Source organism: Aliidiomarina shirensis, from assembly GCF_003987345.1.
Classification (GTDB): Bacteria; Pseudomonadota; Gammaproteobacteria; order Enterobacterales; family Alteromonadaceae; genus Aliidiomarina; species Aliidiomarina shirensis.
The window spans coordinates 639,987-657,455 of sequence record NZ_PIPP01000002.1 but is presented as its reverse complement, the minus strand read 5'-3'; the positions used below and the strand labels follow the sequence as shown (position 1 = coordinate 657,455).

At 46.6% G+C, this 17,469-nt stretch carries 21 protein-coding genes; 14 read left to right on the top strand and 7 right to left on the bottom strand.

Features of this window, described 5'->3' with window-relative positions:
- Nucleotides 1-60 precede the first annotated feature (60 nt).
- Together CWE13_RS07115 and CWE13_RS07110 are read left to right on the top strand one after the other, a co-directional pair.
- Nucleotides 61-657, top strand: a complete 597-nt coding sequence (locus CWE13_RS07115) for a YhgN family NAAT transporter (protein WP_126807199.1) — start codon at nucleotides 61-63, stop codon at nucleotides 655-657.
- 47 nt (nucleotides 658-704) lie between these two features.
- Complete coding sequence (locus CWE13_RS07110; RefSeq protein WP_126807197.1) at nucleotides 705-1,292, top strand: YjaG family protein; 588 nt, start codon at nucleotides 705-707, stop codon at nucleotides 1,290-1,292.
- On the opposite strand, the gene CWE13_RS07105 is transcribed toward CWE13_RS07110, so the two are convergent.
- Together CWE13_RS07105 and rsmD are read right to left on the bottom strand one after the other, a co-directional pair.
- Complete coding sequence (locus CWE13_RS07105; protein ID WP_157980944.1) at nucleotides 1,289-1,594, bottom strand: DUF1145 domain-containing protein; 306 nt, start codon at nucleotides 1,592-1,594, stop codon at nucleotides 1,289-1,291. The genes CWE13_RS07110 and CWE13_RS07105 overlap by 4 nt on opposite strands.
- 54 nt (nucleotides 1,595-1,648) lie before the next feature.
- Entirely contained in the window at nucleotides 1,649-2,251 is a 603-nt protein-coding gene (gene rsmD / locus CWE13_RS07100; protein WP_126807193.1) for a 16S rRNA (guanine(966)-N(2))-methyltransferase RsmD, read from the bottom strand.
- 134 nt (nucleotides 2,252-2,385) lie between these two features.
- On the opposite strand from rsmD, the gene ftsY reads away from it, so the two are divergent.
- The 5 genes from ftsY to CWE13_RS07075 all read left to right on the top strand — a co-directional run bounded on the left by ftsY (nucleotide 2,386) and on the right by CWE13_RS07075 (nucleotide 6,809).
- On the top strand, nucleotides 2,386-3,744 hold the full coding sequence (gene ftsY / locus CWE13_RS07095; RefSeq protein ID WP_126807191.1) for a signal recognition particle-docking protein FtsY: 1,359 nt from the start codon (nucleotides 2,386-2,388) through the stop codon (nucleotides 3,742-3,744).
- A gap of 21 nt (nucleotides 3,745-3,765) precedes the next feature.
- A complete protein-coding gene (gene ftsE / locus CWE13_RS07090; protein ID WP_126807189.1) occupies nucleotides 3,766-4,467 on the top strand; it encodes a cell division ATP-binding protein FtsE in 702 nt (233 codons plus the stop codon).
- Nucleotides 4,467-5,453: a permease-like cell division protein FtsX gene (gene ftsX / locus CWE13_RS07085; RefSeq protein WP_126807187.1), complete on the top strand. Its 987-nt coding sequence runs from the start codon at nucleotides 4,467-4,469 to the stop codon at nucleotides 5,451-5,453. The genes ftsE and ftsX overlap by 1 nt, the downstream gene beginning before the upstream one ends.
- Before the next feature lie 215 nt (nucleotides 5,454-5,668).
- Nucleotides 5,669-6,526, top strand: a complete 858-nt coding sequence (rpoH, locus tag CWE13_RS07080) for an RNA polymerase sigma factor RpoH (RefSeq protein ID WP_126807186.1) — start codon at nucleotides 5,669-5,671, stop codon at nucleotides 6,524-6,526.
- Between the two features lie 28 nt (nucleotides 6,527-6,554).
- Nucleotides 6,555-6,809, top strand: coding sequence for a YkgJ family cysteine cluster protein (locus CWE13_RS07075; RefSeq protein WP_126807184.1), 255 nt, complete (start codon nucleotides 6,555-6,557; stop codon nucleotides 6,807-6,809).
- A 47-nt stretch (nucleotides 6,810-6,856) separates the two neighbouring features.
- Here the strand turns inward: CWE13_RS07075 and CWE13_RS07070 are convergent, their stop codons facing one another.
- Nucleotides 6,857-8,107 (bottom strand): murein hydrolase activator EnvC family protein, encoded by a 1,251-nt coding sequence (locus CWE13_RS07070; RefSeq protein WP_126807182.1) that lies wholly within the window; start codon nucleotides 8,105-8,107, stop codon nucleotides 6,857-6,859.
- Between the two features lie 2 nt (nucleotides 8,108-8,109).
- The gene (gpmI, locus tag CWE13_RS07065) at nucleotides 8,110-9,651 is read right to left on the bottom strand and encodes a 2,3-bisphosphoglycerate-independent phosphoglycerate mutase (RefSeq protein WP_126807181.1); all 1,542 of its coding nucleotides are present in this window, start codon (nucleotides 9,649-9,651) and stop codon (nucleotides 8,110-8,112) included.
- A 192-nt stretch (nucleotides 9,652-9,843) separates the two neighbouring features.
- On the opposite strand from gpmI, the gene CWE13_RS07060 reads away from it, so the two are divergent.
- Genes CWE13_RS07060 through gpsA form a run of 3 tightly spaced genes read left to right on the top strand, consistent with a single transcriptional unit; the run spans nucleotide 9,844 to nucleotide 11,880 of the window.
- Nucleotides 9,844-10,287 (top strand): rhodanese-like domain-containing protein, encoded by a 444-nt coding sequence (locus tag CWE13_RS07060; protein WP_126807179.1) that lies wholly within the window; start codon nucleotides 9,844-9,846, stop codon nucleotides 10,285-10,287.
- 56 nt (nucleotides 10,288-10,343) lie between these two features.
- Nucleotides 10,344-10,853, top strand: coding sequence for a protein-export chaperone SecB (gene secB / locus CWE13_RS07055; protein WP_126807177.1), 510 nt, complete (start codon nucleotides 10,344-10,346; stop codon nucleotides 10,851-10,853).
- Nucleotides 10,854-10,869: 16 nt separating this feature from the next.
- A complete protein-coding gene (gene gpsA, locus CWE13_RS07050; RefSeq protein WP_126807175.1) occupies nucleotides 10,870-11,880 on the top strand; it encodes an NAD(P)H-dependent glycerol-3-phosphate dehydrogenase in 1,011 nt (336 codons plus the stop codon).
- Between the two features lie 97 nt (nucleotides 11,881-11,977).
- Here gpsA and slmA read toward each other — a convergent pair whose 3' ends face one another.
- The 3 genes from slmA to coaBC form a co-directional block, all read right to left on the bottom strand.
- The gene (slmA, locus tag CWE13_RS07045) at nucleotides 11,978-12,571 is read right to left on the bottom strand and encodes a nucleoid occlusion factor SlmA (protein WP_126807173.1); all 594 of its coding nucleotides are present in this window, start codon (nucleotides 12,569-12,571) and stop codon (nucleotides 11,978-11,980) included.
- 87 nt (nucleotides 12,572-12,658) lie between these two features.
- On the bottom strand, nucleotides 12,659-13,117 hold the full coding sequence (gene dut / locus CWE13_RS07040; RefSeq protein WP_126807171.1) for a dUTP diphosphatase: 459 nt from the start codon (nucleotides 13,115-13,117) through the stop codon (nucleotides 12,659-12,661).
- Nucleotides 13,118-13,192: 75 nt separating this feature from the next.
- A complete protein-coding gene (coaBC, locus tag CWE13_RS07035; protein ID WP_126807169.1) occupies nucleotides 13,193-14,425 on the bottom strand; it encodes a bifunctional phosphopantothenoylcysteine decarboxylase/phosphopantothenate--cysteine ligase CoaBC in 1,233 nt (410 codons plus the stop codon).
- A gap of 301 nt (nucleotides 14,426-14,726) precedes the next feature.
- Here coaBC and radC point away from each other — a divergent pair, with 301 nt between their 5' ends.
- From radC to CWE13_RS07015, 4 genes are all read left to right on the top strand, one after another.
- Nucleotides 14,727-15,401: a RadC family protein gene (gene radC, locus CWE13_RS07030; RefSeq protein WP_126807358.1), complete on the top strand. Its 675-nt coding sequence runs from the start codon at nucleotides 14,727-14,729 to the stop codon at nucleotides 15,399-15,401.
- 157 nt (nucleotides 15,402-15,558) lie between these two features.
- Entirely contained in the window at nucleotides 15,559-15,795 is a 237-nt protein-coding gene (rpmB, locus tag CWE13_RS07025; RefSeq protein WP_126764948.1) for a 50S ribosomal protein L28, read from the top strand.
- Between the two features lie 28 nt (nucleotides 15,796-15,823).
- Nucleotides 15,824-15,979 carry a 50S ribosomal protein L33 gene (gene rpmG / locus CWE13_RS07020; RefSeq protein WP_007420939.1) on the top strand — a complete coding sequence of 52 codons (156 nt, stop codon included), beginning with the start codon at nucleotides 15,824-15,826 and terminating at the stop codon, nucleotides 15,977-15,979.
- 192 nt (nucleotides 15,980-16,171) lie between these two features.
- Complete coding sequence (locus tag CWE13_RS07015; protein WP_126807167.1) at nucleotides 16,172-17,407, top strand: DUF418 domain-containing protein; 1,236 nt, start codon at nucleotides 16,172-16,174, stop codon at nucleotides 17,405-17,407.
- Nucleotides 17,408-17,469 lie beyond the last annotated feature (62 nt).

The following is a 17,469-nucleotide window of genomic DNA, read 5'->3' as shown; positions in this document are numbered from 1 at the left end:
TGCAATTCTCGTGAACAAATTCAAAGCTTTAAAATACGCCCAACCAATCAAGGAATATCAATGGATACCGTTACGGCCGCAATAACATTGTTATTGATCATGAACCCACTCGGGAACTTGCCTATTTTCATTTCGGTATTACGCCATGTTGATCCTAAACGGCGAAGAAAAGTGCTCATCCGTGAGCTGCTGTTTGCGTTGGTGTTTATGTTGTTGTTCTTGTACCTAGGGACAAGTTTATTAACGTGGCTTGGTCTGCGCCAAGAATCGGTAAGTATTGCCGGTGGTATTATTCTATTCATTATCGCCCTTCGCTTAATTTTCCCCCAGCCGGGAGGGGTGTTAGGCTTACCTGCTGGCGATGAGCCGTTTATCGTACCTTTGGCTATCCCATTAATATCTGGCCCTTCATTGCTTGCTGCGTTGCTATTGTTGGCAAACCAAGCGCCTGATCAAATGGTTGATTGGACGATTGCATCGGTTGCTGCGTGGGCTATTTCGGCAACGATTTTGTTGTTTAGTGGCTTTGTGCTCAGGGCACTTGGTCAGCGTGGGTTAAACGCTATCGAGCGTTTAATGGGGATGATTTTGGTCATGATCTCGGTACAAATGTTCCTTGATGGCATTATGGCTTACCTTGCAAAATCGGCGGTTTAAGCTAGCCGGACGTATGGCAGGAAGTGAAGCAAAATAGGGCGGAGAAAATGGCACGAAAAACAACGTTTCAGCAAATACGCGAGCTCGATTTAAAACACCAAGGCGTGCTAGCGGCTTACTTATGTGAACGCATGCTGGCAAACTATGATTTATTCCATGAAAGCACCGGTTTTGGCGATCCAAAAGTGTTGCGAGGCGGGTTAAACGCGGTTTGGGATAAACTTGCCGTGAATAAAGGTAGTGATTGGCAACGCTGGCAAGAAAAATTAGAGGAATGTACACCAAACGAGCAAGATTTTGATGTGCTCGGTATGTTCCCAGCAATCGCAGCGTGTACAGCATTGAGTAGTTTAATGCAGGGTGTTGAAGATAAAGATGGTGCTCCTTTACTTGATGTAGCAAAGATCTCTCAAGGCTCGGTAGCACATTTTCTTGAGCTCGGAGAGTTTGCACATATCGATGATGCCGATGCGCGTGAACTTGCTATAGCTGAGCACCCATTGAGCACTTATGAAATTGAAGTTCAGCAAGCCATGGTAGGTTTTTTACAAGATACCGCGGTAATCGACAAAGAATTAGTGCGGGAAGTAAGAGCTATTGCACGTGATGAAGGCATATCGAACCTCGGCCTTTAAGCCGAGGTATCTGAATTTTGCCCACTCGCTTGTTGTGTTGGCTGTTGCTTTTGCAACGCCATCATCCAGCCAATAATGCCGAATAGGAAAATAAATAAATAATCTTTTCCTCCCGCTTTTATCGCGCTTTGAAAAGCCGCATAGAAAATCAGCATTTGTAATAAATGCAGCACAACTACGATTAATAAAAGCAGTAAAAACAGCGCAAACGCGTTACCAGGAAAAGGCACAAATAAATTGGCGAGCAGCACTAACCAAAGCACGGTAAACAATACTTGGCCGATTAAAATGACAGAGCGCATATTTTTCCTTTTTTCGTTAAGCATGGCGGTTCAGATAAGTTTCCCCGAAACCCGCTAGGCTACGTGATATAACCGATAATTCACTTGCCCAGCGTTCTTTTCTCGATGCAGGTGCCAATTAATCGGGGCGTTCACCGTAAGTGATTGCTCACTTTCAATGTATACCCAACTCCCTTTGCGAACCAAGTTGCCTTTGCACAAGCCCTCGATACAATCGTTCAGCAAGCCTTGGTGAAACGGCGGATCGAGGAAAACTATATCAAATGCACCTGCGAATTGCGTTAGGTTATGCATGATATCACCAGTGCGTACATCGGTGGCAGGTGGCATGTTTCCCTGCTGCAACGTTGCTATATTCTCGTTCAGTTGTTTGCTTGCCGCGGGCGATTTTTCAACAAAGACCACTTCGGAAGCACCGCGCGAGAGCGCTTCAAGGCCTAAGCTACCGGTACCTGCAAAAGCATCGAGAACGCGGGCGTTTGGTAATTCAAATTGTAGCCAATTAAATAACGTCTCTTTTACTCGGTCAGTTGTGGGCCGCAACCCTTCAAGCGCAAGAACAGAGAGTTTACGGCCTCGCCATTGGCCACCGATAATGCGAATCTGTCCGGCTTTTCCGGCATTTTGCGCAGTTGGTTTTCGATGTTGTTGTGCCATTCTTACCTCGATGCATTGAATGCTGAGTATTGTACCTACTCTCACTTCTTTTGTCGCGGGCTTGAGCCGTACACATAAGCTCGGAACAATGCTATTATCAACGCCTCGCATTGATGTATTTGGAATTCTTAGTTATGGCAAAAAAACGTTCTCTTTTTTCCTCTTTATTTGGCCGCAAACAGGCGGACGAAGAGCTAGAACAAAAGCAACAAGAGAAACAAACAACGGATGTAGATTCAGCAAGTTCTGAAGAAAAATCTGATCATGCCAGCGCCGTTGATTCTGCTGCTAGTGCTGCAAAAACTGAGCAAGAACCCGAACAACCCAATCAACGCGAAGGCACAGATTTGCCCAGTGCGGTAGATGACGCTGCGGCAATGCAAAGTAAAATCACGCCACCGCCTACTTCATCCCCAGAACCCGTAGTTGAAGCCAAACCTCCGATTGAGCAAGAATCTATCGAGCAAGCCCCGGTAGAAGTAGCGCCGCCTGCAGCGAAGAAAACGACACAAGATCGCCCGCAACGCACGAGTTGGTGGCAACGCTTGCGCCAAGGGTTGCAAAAAACCTCAAGCTCGTTAGGTTCGGGGTTAGCCAACTTGTTTGTTGGCAAAGAAATTGATGAAGAATTGTTTGAAGATCTAGAAACTCAGTTACTAATGGCCGATGTGGGTGTGGAAACGACCGCTAAAATTATCGACCAGCTCACCGATCATGCTTCCCGTAAAGAATTGAAAGATGCAGGCCTTTTATACACGAAATTAAAAGACGACATGGCCGCCATGCTAGCGCCCGTGAGTGAGCCACTGAACCTTGAAAAGAGTGATGGTCCGTTTGTCATTCTTATGGTGGGTGTTAATGGTGTTGGTAAAACCACTACGATTGGTAAATTAGCGCGGCAGTTCCAAAGCGAAGGTAAATCGGTAATGTTGGCCGCTGGTGATACGTTTCGAGCGGCAGCGGTTGAGCAGCTGCAAGTTTGGGGCGAGCGCAATAGCATTCCGGTGATTGCTCAGCACACAGGTGCGGATAGCGCCTCGGTAATATTCGATGCCGTGCAGGCCGCAAAAGCTAGGGGTGTTGATGTATTAATTGCAGATACCGCGGGCCGTTTGCAGAACAAAGCAAATTTAATGGAAGAGCTTAAAAAGATTGTTCGTGTGATGCGCAAACTCGATGATGCTATGCCCCATGAAGTATTGTTGACGTTAGATGCGGGAACAGGACAAAATGCTATTAGCCAAGCAAAGTTATTTAATGAAGCGGTTGGTGTTACTGGCTTAGCCATGACGAAACTTGATGGTACCGCGAAAGGTGGTGTAATTTTTGCTTTGGCGAATCAATTTAAAATCCCAATTCGTTATATCGGTGTGGGTGAGAGTTTAGAAGATTTAAGGCCGTTTGTGGCTTCGGAATTTGTGGATGCCTTGTTTGCCAATGCAAGTGGCACTAACGCAAGCGCACCAAACTCACCGCAAGAAGGTACGCAATAAACTTAAGCTGAAGGGCCTCTGATGATTCGTTTTGAACAGGTAAGTAAAACATATCCAGGTGGCTTTCAGGCCTTAAACCGCGTGAACTTTCATGTGGCGGCAGGAGAACTCGCTTTTCTCACGGGCCATTCTGGTGCGGGCAAAAGTACGCTACTTCGCCTCGTGGCATTGATGGAACGGCCTACCATGGGCCGTGTGTTGATTAACGGCCATGACCTCAACAAAATAAACCGTCGGCAGATCCCTTATTTACGCCGTGATATCGGTATGATCTTTCAAGACCACCGCTTACTCATGGATAAAACCGTATTTGATAATGTGGCATTACCGCTATATATCGAAGGTTACACGCAATCGGAAGCGCGTAAGCGCGTGCAGGCTGCGTTGGATAAAGTAGGTTTGGGTGGGCAAGAGCGGAAATACCCAATCATGCTTTCCGGTGGTGAACAGCAACGCGTGGGCATCGCACGCGCCATCGTGAACAAGCCGCCGCTCCTGCTCGCAGATGAGCCGACAGGTAATCTTGATCCCACGCTTTCGTTAGAAATTATGAACCTGTTTGAATCGTTTCACCAAGTAGGTGTTTCCGTATTGATTGCTACTCATGATTTAGCACTTGTAGCACGTATGCGGCACCGCAATTTAGTATTACGAAACGGCGCTATGATAGATGATGGCCTAGCCTCTGGCGGGTATGAGCCGCTTGATGAAGGGGCCTACTAATGGGTTTTTTAACGCGTAAAGCTGATCAGCGGAAAGGCGCCAAGGCGGTAAAGATATCGGCAGGCCGTAGATTTGTAATGTTCTTTGTTAACAATTTTCAGCAAGCCATTGGCAGCCTGGGTGAGCTTTCTCGCACACCCATGGCGTCGTTAATGACCATTGCAGTACTCGGGCTCAGCCTTACATTACCTACTACGCTCTATGTGGTAGTAAAAAACGCGCAAAGTATTAGTGCTGAATGGGATAATGCCGCCGAGATCAATGTGTTTTTAAGAAAGGATTTAGCGCCGCAGGAAGTTCAAACTTTTCGTGAACGAGTGCGCCTAATGGCTGAGGTGGATCGCGTAGAGTTTATTGATAAAGAAGCAGGGCTTGCCGAATTCCGGACAAACTCAGGCTTCGGTAGCGCAATTGATTACCTAGAAACAAATCCGTTACCTGATGTATTGGTTGTAGTACCGGCGGCTGATTTTCAAAGTGTTGAACGCGCGCGAATGTTGCTCACCACCCTGGAGCAAGAGCGCGAAGTAAGCTCCGCAAGCTTAGATTTGAAATGGCTTGAGCGGTTACAAGCCCTAGTTCGCGTGATTGAGAACAGTTTCGCGGCGTTAGGGCTGTTACTGTGCACGGCGGTAGTATTGATCGTGGGGAATACGATCCGATTGGCTATTTTGAATCGCCGTGATGAAATTATGATTATGAAACTAGTGGGTGCAACCGATTCCTACATCCAAAGGCCTTTTTTATATACCGGATTTTGGTATGGCGTAGTGGGCGGTATTATTGCTTGGTTGGCCACTACGATTTTAGTGATCTGGATTGATGCCTCAATCGTAAAATTTAGCAGTTTGTATGAAAGTGATATGAGCTTACAGGGCTTGAGTTTGAACGATATGCTCGTTGTTTGGCTGGTTGCCATTGGCCTTGGCTTATTTGGCTCTTGGATAGCGGTTCGCCGCCATGTAAGCGCAATTGAACCTCGTTAAGCAATCATGGTCGAAGCAATGAGCACTGTCATCAAATGGTTACATTATTAGGGTATAACATACTTGCACAGGCCTGTGGCTCTGATAGAATGTTTTTTTGATGTTTGAAATTTTACTATACGAAATTGTATTCGATTCGCCTTAATAGCTATAAAAAATAGTAGCTTAAGAAGCACTAGCAGTATTAACAGCGTAATTGGAAGTGAGGTAAGTAAATGACTGCACACACTGAATCAATGGGTTTAATGGTTCCCCGCACGGGCAGCCTAGATGCCTATATATCATCGGTAAACAGTATTCCGATGTTAAGTGCAGAGGAAGAGAAATCACTGGCAGAGCGCTTACAGCAAGATGGCGATTTACAGGCAGCGAAACAGCTGATCATGTCGCATCTGCGCTTTGTAGTGCATGTAGCGCGTAGCTATCAAGGTTACGGGTTACCACAAGCGGATCTTATTCAAGAAGGGAACATTGGCCTGATGAAAGCGGTTAAACGTTTTGATCCAACGGTTGGTGTTCGCTTAGTATCTTTTGCGGTGCATTGGATTAAAGCTGAAATTCACGAATTTGTTTTGCGCAACTGGCGCATCGTGAAAGTAGCAACCACAAAAGCACAACGAAAATTATTCTTTAACTTGCGCAAAGCTAAGAAACGCCTTGGCTGGTTCACTAATGATGAGGTGAATACCGTTGCGCGAGAGCTTGGTGTGAGTAGCTCAGAAGTGATGGAAATGGAATCGCGGATGAGTGCCCACGATGCAGCTTTTGATATGGGTGTTGATGAAGACGATAACAACGAAGTTGCATTCTCGCCTTCTCAATATCTCGAAGATAAATCATCTGATGTAGCCGCTACTGTTGAAGCTCAAGATTGGGAAGCACAAGCAAGCAAGCGCTTGGCTTACGCATTATCTAGTTTAGATGAACGTAGCCAACATATTGTGCGTGCGCGCTGGTTAGATGATAACAAAACAACGTTGCATGATTTAGCCGATACTTTCCAAGTATCAGCTGAGCGTATTCGTCAGCTTGAACAAAACGCGATGAAGAAATTGCGTATGGCAATGCAGTAAGCAAACTGTATTGGCAATTGGATATTAAATGAAATGTAGAGCAGGGTGCGGTGCTTGTTGTATCGCGCCCTCAATTTCTAGCCCCATCCCCGGCATGCCTGCTGGAAAACCAGCCAACACTCGCTGTGTTCAGCTTGATGAAAATAACCTTTGTAAGATTTTTGGTAAGCCGGAACGGCCAATTGTATGTGAGCAATTTAGCGCTCAGGAATACGTGTGCGGTGATTCACGCGAGCAAGCCTTGATACTATTAGCGCAGCTAGAAATTGATAGTGCTCCATAACACCACGTTCGCGCCGTTAATAAGTTTTTTCTTATAAAAGCAAAGTATTAGCGCGCAATATAAGGTGTTGGATTAATAGGGTTACCTTCGTGGCGTATTTCAAAATATAAACCGCTCTCTGATTGGCCACCACTACGGCCAGCCAACGCCACGGTTTCACCTTTTCGCACAGGCTCACCAATATCTTTTAGTAATGCTTGGTTGTAGCCATAAAGGCTCATGTAATTCTCACCGTGATCGATAATCACCACCATACCGAAGCCACGTAACCAATCTGAAAAGATAATGCGGCCATCGGCAATCGCTTTTACCGGGGCTTCTGCGGTGGCTTCAATAACCACACCACGCCAACGAATTTCGCCGCTACGTTGGCTCCCGTAGCTGTGCTTAATGTTCCCAGCGGTTGGCCAACTCAATTGACCGCGCAAATTAGCCAAACCGGTAAGGTTAAAACCTTGCCGGGACATGACTTCTTGCAGTGCGGCCAGCATTTCCGTGAGTTCTTGTTCATTTCGCAGCATATTCTGCAATGCCGATTGTTCGGTTTGCTGCTCGCGCTGTAACCGAGATACCAGTTGCTCTTGTTCTTGCTGGCGGCTTGCTAACTGGCTACGTTGTTGCTCCTGCTGTTGCAAGGTAGCATTTAAAGTATCACGCTGGGCGGATACTTCTTCCCGCACCGCTATGAGTTGCGTTTCTAAAGCGTGCAGTTCTTCTAGCTGCTCGAGCCGGGCTGTGCTTAGGTGCTGGTAATACTCTAGCATTCGCTCAAAACGGGCCGGATTATCTTGATTTAAAAGTAGTTTTAAAAAACCATGATCGCCATTGCGATAAGCTGATTCAATCTGATCCGCTAGGGCCTCGGCCTGAGTTTTAACCTCGGTTTGCAAACGGCTTTGCTCTTGTTCCAACTCGTAAATATGGCCTTCTACGGATGCAATTTTAAGCTCAGTTTCCCGTAACGAACGGCTGGCGCTTTGTACTTGAGTTTCCAAGTTTTTTAATTCGCGTTCGCCACTACTCAAACGCTGCTGCCGCTGTTCTAAGCTACGCCGACGCTGTTGAATTTCACGTTGTAGTTCTTGCAGTTGCCGCTCTGCACGAGCATGTTCGGCTTGTGTATCGCCGTCCTGAAACGCACTAAATGCAGCCGTGAATAAAAGTGGGCTGCTGCTCGCGACACGTTTTCCCAAGCTGGTGCTTTCCGCAATTGCCATGTTAGGCGCTAGTGCAAGTAGGGTAGCCCCTGCAATCACATTTACAATGCTTAGCTTTATGGCAAGACGCCGAGGTAGCATGGTTAATCCTTCAGCTGCATTAGCGTTTTTCCGGTCATTTCTTCCGGCTGCGGCATGCCAAGTAGGTGCAGCATCGTAGGGGCAATATCGGATAACCGACCACCAGAAACGGGTGTTGCATCGCGGCCCACATAAATGAACGGCACTAAATTGCTCGTATGTGCTGTGTGCGATTGTCCCGTAGCGTGATCATTCATTTGCTCGGCATTGCCATGATCAGCGGTAATTAAACACTCGCCACCATTTTTGCGAATCGCTTCGACAACACGGCCAACTGCGGTATCAACGGCTTCGCAAGCTTTCACCGCTGCGTCGAAGTTACCGGTGTGGCCAACCATATCACCATTAGGGTAATTACAAATAAGCACATCAAATTCGCCGCTATCAATTGCAGCTACTAGCTTATCAGTAAGCTCCACAGAGCTCATTTCAGGCTGTAAATCATAGGTGGCTACCTGCGGTGAAGGCACTAGAATGCGCTTTTCCCCGGCAAATGTATCTTCTCTACCGCCGCTGAAGAAAAACGTAACATGCGCGTATTTTTCGGTTTCCGAGATACGTAATTGGGTTTTGTTGTGCTTGGCTAGCCACTCGCCTAAAACATTGTTTAATGGTTCTGGCGGAAACGCTACGGGGGCTGCGATATCAGCTGCGTATTCGGTAAGCATTACAAAGGCTGAAAGTTTTGGCCTCGGATTGCGATCAAACGCGGAAAAATCAGAATCCACAAAACAGCGAGTCAGTTCACGGGCTCTATCAGCGCGGAAGTTCATAAAGAAAACTGCGTCATTGTCGGCAATCGGTTTAGCACCGGAAACCCATGTAGGGGTTGCAAATTCATCGCTTTCGTCACGATCATAAGCGGCGGCTAGGCCAGCAGATGCTGAATCGGCCGCTTCACCGTGCCCTTGAGTTAACAAATGCCATGCTTTGCTGACACGATCCCAACGGTTATCGCGATCCATCGCAAAATAACGGCCGCATAAACTAGCAAATTGAATGCCTTCAAGTTGCGCAAATTCCTTTTCAAAGCGTTCAATAGATGCCCCGGCAGAGCGTGGTGGAGTATCGCGGCCATCCAAAAATGCGTGTACAAAAACCTGTTTAGCGCCTTTTTCTTTCGCTAGTTTTGCCATTGCTAATAAATGATCTTCGTGGCTATGAACACCACCTGGCGATAAAAGCCCCATCACATGAACATTGCCATTCGCTGCAATGGCCTGGTTTAAGCCTTTATTAATCTCGGTGTTCTCTGCAAACTCACCATCTTCGATAGCTTTCGTAATACGCGTGAAATCTTGATAAACAATGCGGCCGGCACCAAGGTTCACATGGCCAACCTCTGAATTCCCCATTTGTCCATGAGGCAAACCAACCGCCATGCCTGAGCCATCAACCAACGTGTTCGGCACGGTTGCGTAAAGTTCATCTAAATTGGGAGTGTGCGCATGGGCTATGGCGTTATCAGGGGCCGCATCACGGCTTCCCCAGCCATCGAGAATTAATAATGCTAGTGTTTTTTTGCGAGCTTCTCCGGTAGACATGCAGCATCCTCGATAAGTTTGGCAATTGTTCAGAAATTACGCCTTAGTTTACTGCATTTAGGGTTGAGAAGCACCTGCTCAGGGTAGATTTTACTGGTATCTGTGCGCTGAACCGTTATACTCTTCGGCTATATTTTTAGTCGGTATATTCGCACCCATTCGGGTTGCCGTAACAGTTAGTCGGGAGAGGTCATGGACCAACTAATCGAATTCGCAACAGAGCATTATATTCTGAGTGCACTGTGGGTTTTGGTTTTTGTAATGTTAGTCATGGATATTGCAAAGAAACGTTTTTCATCAATTCAACCATTGAAGCCGCAAGAAGCTGTTTTAAAGGTGAATCGTGGCGGCGTATTTGTTGATGTGCGTAACGATGAAGATTTTGCGAAAGGCCACATTCAGGGCTCAAAGCAAATTTCTGTAGAAAAAATTCGCGCAGGTGAAGTAAAAAGCCTTGAGAAATTCAAAGACGCCCCCATTGTTACCGTATGCAACTATGGAAATACTGCCCGAGGCGCTGCATCAGCACTAGTAAAAGCAGGATTTACCCAAGTGTATGTGCTGCAAGGCGGGCTGCAAGCATGGCAAGGTGCCAGTTTGCCAGTTTCAAAAACGCAGTCAAAAAACAAAAAATAAAACAACAACGCAGATTTTTATCTTTCATTCTAAATTAAGTAAAGCAGGTAAGTATTATGGCTGATGAACAGCAAACTCAAGCAAACGGCGCGGCTCAAAACGAACAGCAAGCGGGCGGCCAATTTTCAATTCAACGTATCTACGTGAAAGACGTTTCTTTTGAAGCGCCAAACACGCCAGCTATTTTCCGCAAAGAGTGGAAGCCAGAGCTGAACGTTGATATGAACGTGAGCAACACTAAATTAGATGATAACGTTTTTGAAGTAGTACTTAGCTTAACAGTGAAAAACACTGTTGAAGGTGAAGTAGCATTCTTATGTGAAGTAGCTCAGGCTGGTATTTTCTCAATCCCTGCTGATCTTCCAGAAGATGGTTTAGCGCATACACTAGCTGCGTTCTGCCCGAATATTTTGTTCCCGTACGCACGTGAAGCAATTTCTGGCTTGGTAAGCAAAGGTACATTCCCACAATTGAACCTTGCACCAATTAACTTTGATGCTGTGTTTGCTCAACACATGCAGCAGCAACAACAAGCTGCGCAAGAGCAACCTAAAGCTGACGCGTAAGCATTAAGGAAACTTAGTGGCTGATACAACATCAGTAACAGTATTGGGGGCGGGGTCGTATGGCACCGCCCTTGCTATCTGTATTGCTAGAAAAGGCCAACGCACGGTGTTGTGGGGGCGAGATCAAGCGCAAGTTAACGAAATGCAAGCCGCGCGTGAGAATACTCGCTACCTCCCCGATTGCCCGTTCCCAGATCTGTTAGAGCTGGAAACCAACCTTGAAACAGCAGTGCAAGCTTCGGATACCATTCTTGTGGTAGTGCCGAGTTATGGTTTTGCTGAAGTTCTGCAACAAATTGCGCCATATTTGCGTGAGCACGCAGGTGTAGCTTGGGCAACGAAAGGCCTTGAGCCAGAAACCGGGCGTTTACTTTCCGAAGTAGCCACCGATGTTTTAGGGCCGAATCGTGCTTTAGCGGTACTTTCAGGGCCAACCTTTGCTGCGGAAATGGCCAAAGGTATGCCCACGGCAATTGCTGTGGCTGCGAATAAGCCTGAGTTCGTTGATGATTTATCAAAGGCGTTGCATTGCGATCGATCGTTTCGTGTTTATTTAAACGACGATTTTATTGGTATGCAGCTTGGCGGTGCAGTTAAAAATGTAATTGCCATAGGTGCTGGTATGGCCGATGGCTTAGGCTTTGGCGCGAATACACGCACAGCTCTCATTACACGCGGTTTAGCAGAACTAACTCGGTTGGGCGTGGCGCTTGGCGGCAAACCAGAAACCTTTACAGGTATGGCAGGTTTGGGTGATTTAATTCTCACATGTACTGATAACCAATCGCGGAATCGTCGTTTTGGCATGGCAATTGGCCAAGGCAAAACCGTAGAGCAAGCGATGGCGGATATTGGCCAAGCTGTAGAAGGTTACCGTAATACGCGTGAAGTTGTGGCATTAGCCAAACGCTTTAATGTTGAGATGCCAATTTCTGAGCAACTCTATAAAGTTTTATATGAGGGTAAAGAACCGCTGCAAGTGGCCCAAGATCTACTCGCTCGGGCGCAAACCAGCGAGAAAGGTTGAATGTAACCTCTACTTTCATTAAGTGTAATCATTGAAAAGCGCCGCCTTATTTTGAATTAGGCGGCGCTTTTTTGTTTTCGCTTTCTGAATGTTTTACTTACGCGAGTAAAAGCTGCTGTTCGAGTAATTGCCACTGAGCAGTAAATTCAGTGGTTGGTTTTTTCTTAAAGCCAGAACGGACATATTGGCTCAATTTACCTTCGGCGTAAGCCATTACTATGTTCGCTAGCATGCCTTCATCAGCTGTAAATTGAACGCCTTCGCGCATGCGCCGTTCGCGCAGAATCTGTTTTATCTGGCTCTCTAGGCGCTCAAACAGGCTCACTACGCGTGCGCGCAATCGTTCGTTTTCACCCATTAAGGCATCGCCAGTAAGCACGCGTGTCATGCCGGGGCTTTGTTCGGCAAACTGGAGCAACAAACCAATAATTTGTTGCACTCGCGGCATGGTTTGTTTTTCGGTTTCTAGCACTTTATTCACACCACCAAGCACAATCTCTTCGATGTAGGTGATAAGGTCGTCGAACATTTTCGCTTTTGACGGAAAGTGCCGATACAACGCGGCTTCAGAAACGCCTACTTCAGCTGCTAATTTTGCGGTAGTAATCGGTTGCCCAAGATGAGTTTCTAACATGTACGCGAGCGTACCGAGAATCTCCTCGCGGCGATTGGATTTCCGTTGTGTGGTCATGCGTGTTTTCCCTGAATTATTTTACGGCTTATTATGTTGCCGTTTATTTTGATTTATTTTTGTTTCATTTCTTCTGTAACTAAGCTTTTAATGACGGCCGGATGAGCCAAAACCGCCGGTGCCGCGATCACTATCACTGAACTCACTTACTAAATTAAAATCGGCTTGAACCACCGGAATAATCACTAATTGCGCGATACGCTCACCCGGTTCAATGGTAAACGCCGAGTTTCCGCGGTTCCATACCGATACTTTCAATTCGCCTTGATAATCAGAATCAATTAAGCCCACCAGATTTCCCAATACGATTCCGTGCTTATGGCCTAAGCCCGAGCGGGGCAGAATGGTGGCGGCCAAGCCAGGATCAGCGATATGAATCGCTAAACCAGTACCCACAAGCTCTGTTTGCCCAGGCTCAAGCACAATAGCCTCGCCGATACAGGCCCGCAAATCTAGGCCAGCAGAGCCGGGTGTAGCATAAGTAGGGAGTGGGAATTCTTTGCCTACACGTGGATCAAGGATTTTTACATCAATTGCTTTGCTCATACGTTGCTCATTTTCTAGTTAGCGTAAAATCTAGTGAGAATAAAATGTAGTAAATAGTAAAACCTAAAATAATCGTTACAGTTTGCTGCTAATCAGCGCAATAAGCTGCTTTGCTATTTCAGCTTTGGTGTTCGTTGCTATATGTTGCTCTGAATCTGCAGAGATAGCCACCACGGCATTGTTATCGCTATTGAAGCCAAGATCTGAGTTGCTGACATCATTGGCAATAATCATTTGAATACCTTTTCGTTCAAGCTTTTTGCGAGCGTACGCTTCAACATTTTCCGTTTCTGCGGCAAAGCCAACACAATATGGGGCACCTTCTTGTTGCGCAACCCAAGCTAGAATATCGGGGTTTTTTACCAGCGCAATGTGCATTTCGTTTTCGCCATCTTGTTTTTTCATTTTTTGTTCAGCAATGCTTGCCGGACGAAAATCGGCTACAGCTGCGCACCCAATGAAAAGATCTTGCTGAGCCAAAGCATTCGCAACCGCTTCGTGCATTTCGTTCGCACTGATCACATCGATTCTGCGCACACCTGCGGGCGTGGAAAGTTGGCAAGGGCCTGCCACTAACGTTACCTCAGCACCTTCACGTGCCGCGGCAGCTGCAAGCGCAAACCCCATTTTTCCAGAACTGTGGTTGCTTAAGTAGCGTACTGGGTCGATGGCTTCCCGAGTAGGGCCTGCGGTAATTAATACGCGTTTACCTAGCAATAAGCCTTCGTTCTCCGTGCTCTCTTGGTGTAGTGAGCGCGTAGCAGTAAAGAATTCTTGAATTTGCTGCAGAATTTCGTGAGGTTCTAACATGCGCCCGGCACCCGTTTCGCCACAGGCTTGAGAACCTTCATTCGGCCCCCAAATTAGTTTGCCATCATCTTGCAGCAGTTCCAGGTTGCGTTGAGTCGCTGGAGCCGACCACATCAAGCGGTTCATTGCGGGTACTAGTGCAACCGGAGCATCGGTAGCAAGGCAAAGGGTGCTGAATAGGTCGTCAGCGAAGCCATGAGCTAAGCGTGCCATGGCACTCGCAGAAGCAGGGGCTACCACGATAAGATCAGCCCAACGTGCCAATTCTATATGGCCCATAGCCGCTTCTGCGGCGGGATCAAGCAAATCATCATGCACTGGGTTACCGGAAACAGCTTGCAGCGTGAGTGGTGTTATAAAGGCTTTTGCGCCCTTTGTCATCACGACACGCACTTCGGTGCCTTCGTCTTTTAAACGCCGCACTAGCTCAGGCGTTTTGTAGGCTGCGATACCGCCGGTAACAATCAGCAATAACTTACGGTTTGTAAGGCTCGCCATAGTTGTATCCATGTAAGTAAATACTTACCGTAAAGATAACACGATGCGGATTGTTTTGACGAGTGTGGATTGAAACTAGTAAGGGGAACAGGAGGTTCCAATGGTAACAAAATGTACGGAAACAGCCATTGCCAGTAACGTAGCAGAAGTGGCAGCAAACCAACCCGAGTTGGATTTAGGCAACGGCAGCGAAGAATGGCGGCGGGATACATCCGGTTCGCGAGCGCCCATACTACCGGAAACGCTCGCAGGCGGTTTGTTGATGCCACACGCTGCGCCTGATTTAGAAGCACCGGCAAAGGTGTTGATTAAAGAGTGGGAAGCACATGAACGACCTCGCGAGAAGCTTGCTACATTTGGCTCGGCAAGCCTTACCGAGGCTGAATTACTCGCGGTGTTATTTGGCACCGGCAGTGGTGGCAAAGATGTAATAACTTGGAGCCGCGATGTATTAAAAACGGCGGGCGGATTAGGTGGGCTGTTATCACTATCGAAAGAGCGCTTACTTGAAATTCCCGGAATCGGGTTGGCCCGCTCAATGCAAATTCAAGCCATTTTAGAGCTAACTCGGCGTTACTTGGCTAGCTCGCTACGAAGTGGCGAAGGGTTCACTCGGCCGGAGATGGTAAAAGATTATTTGGCGGCGCAACTCCGGCATCAAGATCGCGAGGTTTTCGCGATACTATTACTGGACAGTCAGCATCGTTTGCTGCATTATTGCGAGCTGTTTTACGGCACTATCAATGCGGCTCCTGTTTACCCACGGGAAATCATTAAATTAGTGATGCGCCACAATGCAGCTGCTGTAATCTTAGCGCACAACCACCCCTCAGGTGTGGCTGAGCCGAGTCAAGCAGATCAACGAGTAACAACTCGAATCCGAGAAGCACTCAGTACCATTGACGTGGCCTTGCTAGACCACTTTGTTATTGGTGCTGGCGAAACTGTCTCTTTTGCTGAAAGAGGTTGGTTATAAAGGCTTTTCCATGCTGGGAACACTTATTGAGCATAAAAAATATCCGGTAAAGCTTGTTTTTAGCGGCGTTTTTTAGTATAAATTGCGCCCTCGATTTATAGGGCAAGGCCATCAGGGCGATTAGGCGAGCTTGCAAAGCAATTTCGGAGTAACGAACATGTCACGAGTATGTCAAGTAACAGGAAAGCGGCCAGTGGTTGGTAATAACCGCTCACACGCGAACAATGCGACCCGCCGTCGTTTCCTGCCAAACCTTCAAAGCCACCGGTTTTGGGTTGAAAGCGAAAAGCGTTGGGTGAAACTACGCATTTCTACCAAAGGTATGCGTATCATCGATAAAAACGGTATCGATTCCGTATTATCTGATTTGCGTGCGAAAGGCGTCCGGGTTTAATACCGGCTAGAACGAAAGGAATAATACGATGCGCGATAAAATTCGTCTGGTTTCTTCTGCTGGTACTGGATTCTTCTACACCACAGATAAGAACAAACGTAACATGCCTGAGAAATTCGAGATCAAGAAATTTGATCCAGTAGTTCGTAAGCATGTAATGTTTAAAGAAGCTAAAATCAAGTAATTGAACTTGGTGTTAGTTTGTTTTAAACATAAAAAACCCGCTCAGGCGGGTTTTTTTGTGCCCGCAGCACGAGAATTAGGTGCACTTTTGTTACATTTTATTTCTTGCCGAAATCTACGTTAGCTACTAATCTTTTTCCGTTTTCACAATATATGTAGCTCCCATAACAATACTTAAAATTAGAGGCTCACTATGAGTACGGCAACCCCCATTGCGCCCCAAGAGCGCATTCACTTACTCGATATAATTCGTGGCTTTGCATTGCTTGGCATTTTGCTGATGAATATTGAATACTTTCAGCGGCCTTTAGCGGAAATGATGCATGGCTTTAATACGGAACAAGTTGGTTTGGATTATGCTACTGCATGGGGCGTTTACACCTTTGTGCAAGGTAAATTCTACACCATGTTCTCGTTATTGTTTGGTATGGGCTTCGTATTGTTCCTTGATCGGGCAATGGAAAAAACCAATTCACCACGCTTTCTGTTCTTCCGGCGTATTTTTGTGTTGGCGTTGTTTGGTTTAGTGCACATTGTTTATATCTGGGGTGGCGATATTTTGTTGAATTACGCCATTGTTGGTGTGTTCTTATTATTATTTGTTAAAACCTCGCCCAGGCATTTATGGAAATTGGGAGCGGCATTCATCATTATTCCAGTATTGCTGTTTTGTCTCGGCGCCTGGGGAATTCAGATGGGCTTGAATTCTGCCGCCGGTCCGGAAATGCTCGCCGATTTCGAGCAATCTAGAATTGAAATGCAGCAAATGATAGCTATGGGCCACGAAGTGTATATTGGTGGTACTTATGCTGAAGTAGTGCAGTATCGGTTATCTGAAATCGCGCTCCTGTATGGCGGTGGTGGTATTATATTCTTTATACCTACAATTCTAGGAACAATGCTTATAGGTGCTGCGTTTGCTCGGGCAGGAATTTTTACCAATCCGCGTGAACATCGTAAAGCCATTCGTAATATGGTGATGTTTGGTGGCCTATTTGGTTTACCGAGTGCTTTAATTATCGGTATCTATGGCTTAGATATAGAGATGATGATACCCGACTATCAGGGCGCGTTGATTTTCTTGCTGCAGGCCATTGCAAACATTGGCTTATGCTTTGCCTACATGGGTATCATTGCTCTACTTTTCTTAGGTGGTAAAAAGTGGCTTCAGCACCTGGCTCCCGCAGGGCGTATGGCTCTTACCAATTACCTTACTCATTCGATTGTATTTACCACGTTATTTTACGGTTACGGCTTTGGCCTATACGGTGAGTTTGGCCGCTTTGCTACTACGGTAATGGCGATTGCATTGTATGCTGGCCAGTTGTGGTTTAGTACTTGGTGGTTACAGCGTTATCAATACGGACCGATGGAATGGTTATGGCGTAGTGCTACATACATGAAGTTGCAACCCATGCGTAAAGCATAAGCGCAAACAAAACCGCCAGCACAACGTGCTGGCGGTTTTGTTTTCAATCATTGCAAAGTAGA

Coding starts and splice junctions, on each gene's coding strand:
- CWE13_RS07115 (WP_126807199.1), top strand. CDS start 61: ATGGATACCGTTACGGCCGCAATAACATTGTTATTGATCATGAACCCA.
- CWE13_RS07110 (WP_126807197.1), top strand. CDS start 705: ATGGCACGAAAAACAACGTTTCAGCAAATACGCGAGCTCGATTTAAAA.
- CWE13_RS07105 (WP_157980944.1), bottom strand. CDS start 1,594: ATGCGCTCTGTCATTTTAATCGGCCAAGTATTGTTTACCGTGCTTTGG.
- rsmD (WP_126807193.1), bottom strand. CDS start 2,251: ATGGCACAACAACATCGAAAACCAACTGCGCAAAATGCCGGAAAAGCC.
- ftsY (WP_126807191.1), top strand. CDS start 2,386: ATGGCAAAAAAACGTTCTCTTTTTTCCTCTTTATTTGGCCGCAAACAG.
- ftsE (WP_126807189.1), top strand. CDS start 3,766: ATGATTCGTTTTGAACAGGTAAGTAAAACATATCCAGGTGGCTTTCAG.
- ftsX (WP_126807187.1), top strand. CDS start 4,467: ATGGGTTTTTTAACGCGTAAAGCTGATCAGCGGAAAGGCGCCAAGGCG.
- rpoH (WP_126807186.1), top strand. CDS start 5,669: ATGACTGCACACACTGAATCAATGGGTTTAATGGTTCCCCGCACGGGC.
- CWE13_RS07075 (WP_126807184.1), top strand. CDS start 6,555: ATGAAATGTAGAGCAGGGTGCGGTGCTTGTTGTATCGCGCCCTCAATT.
- CWE13_RS07070 (WP_126807182.1), bottom strand. CDS start 8,107: ATGCTACCTCGGCGTCTTGCCATAAAGCTAAGCATTGTAAATGTGATT.
- gpmI (WP_126807181.1), bottom strand. CDS start 9,651: ATGTCTACCGGAGAAGCTCGCAAAAAAACACTAGCATTATTAATTCTC.
- CWE13_RS07060 (WP_126807179.1), top strand. CDS start 9,844: ATGGACCAACTAATCGAATTCGCAACAGAGCATTATATTCTGAGTGCA.
- secB (WP_126807177.1), top strand. CDS start 10,344: ATGGCTGATGAACAGCAAACTCAAGCAAACGGCGCGGCTCAAAACGAA.
- slmA (WP_126807173.1), bottom strand. CDS start 12,571: ATGACCACACAACGGAAATCCAATCGCCGCGAGGAGATTCTCGGTACG.
- dut (WP_126807171.1), bottom strand. CDS start 13,117: ATGAGCAAAGCAATTGATGTAAAAATCCTTGATCCACGTGTAGGCAAA.
- coaBC (WP_126807169.1), bottom strand. CDS start 14,425: ATGGCGAGCCTTACAAACCGTAAGTTATTGCTGATTGTTACCGGCGGT.
- rpmB (WP_126764948.1), top strand. CDS start 15,559: ATGTCACGAGTATGTCAAGTAACAGGAAAGCGGCCAGTGGTTGGTAAT.
- rpmG (WP_007420939.1), top strand. CDS start 15,824: ATGCGCGATAAAATTCGTCTGGTTTCTTCTGCTGGTACTGGATTCTTC.
- CWE13_RS07015 (WP_126807167.1), top strand. CDS start 16,172: ATGAGTACGGCAACCCCCATTGCGCCCCAAGAGCGCATTCACTTACTC.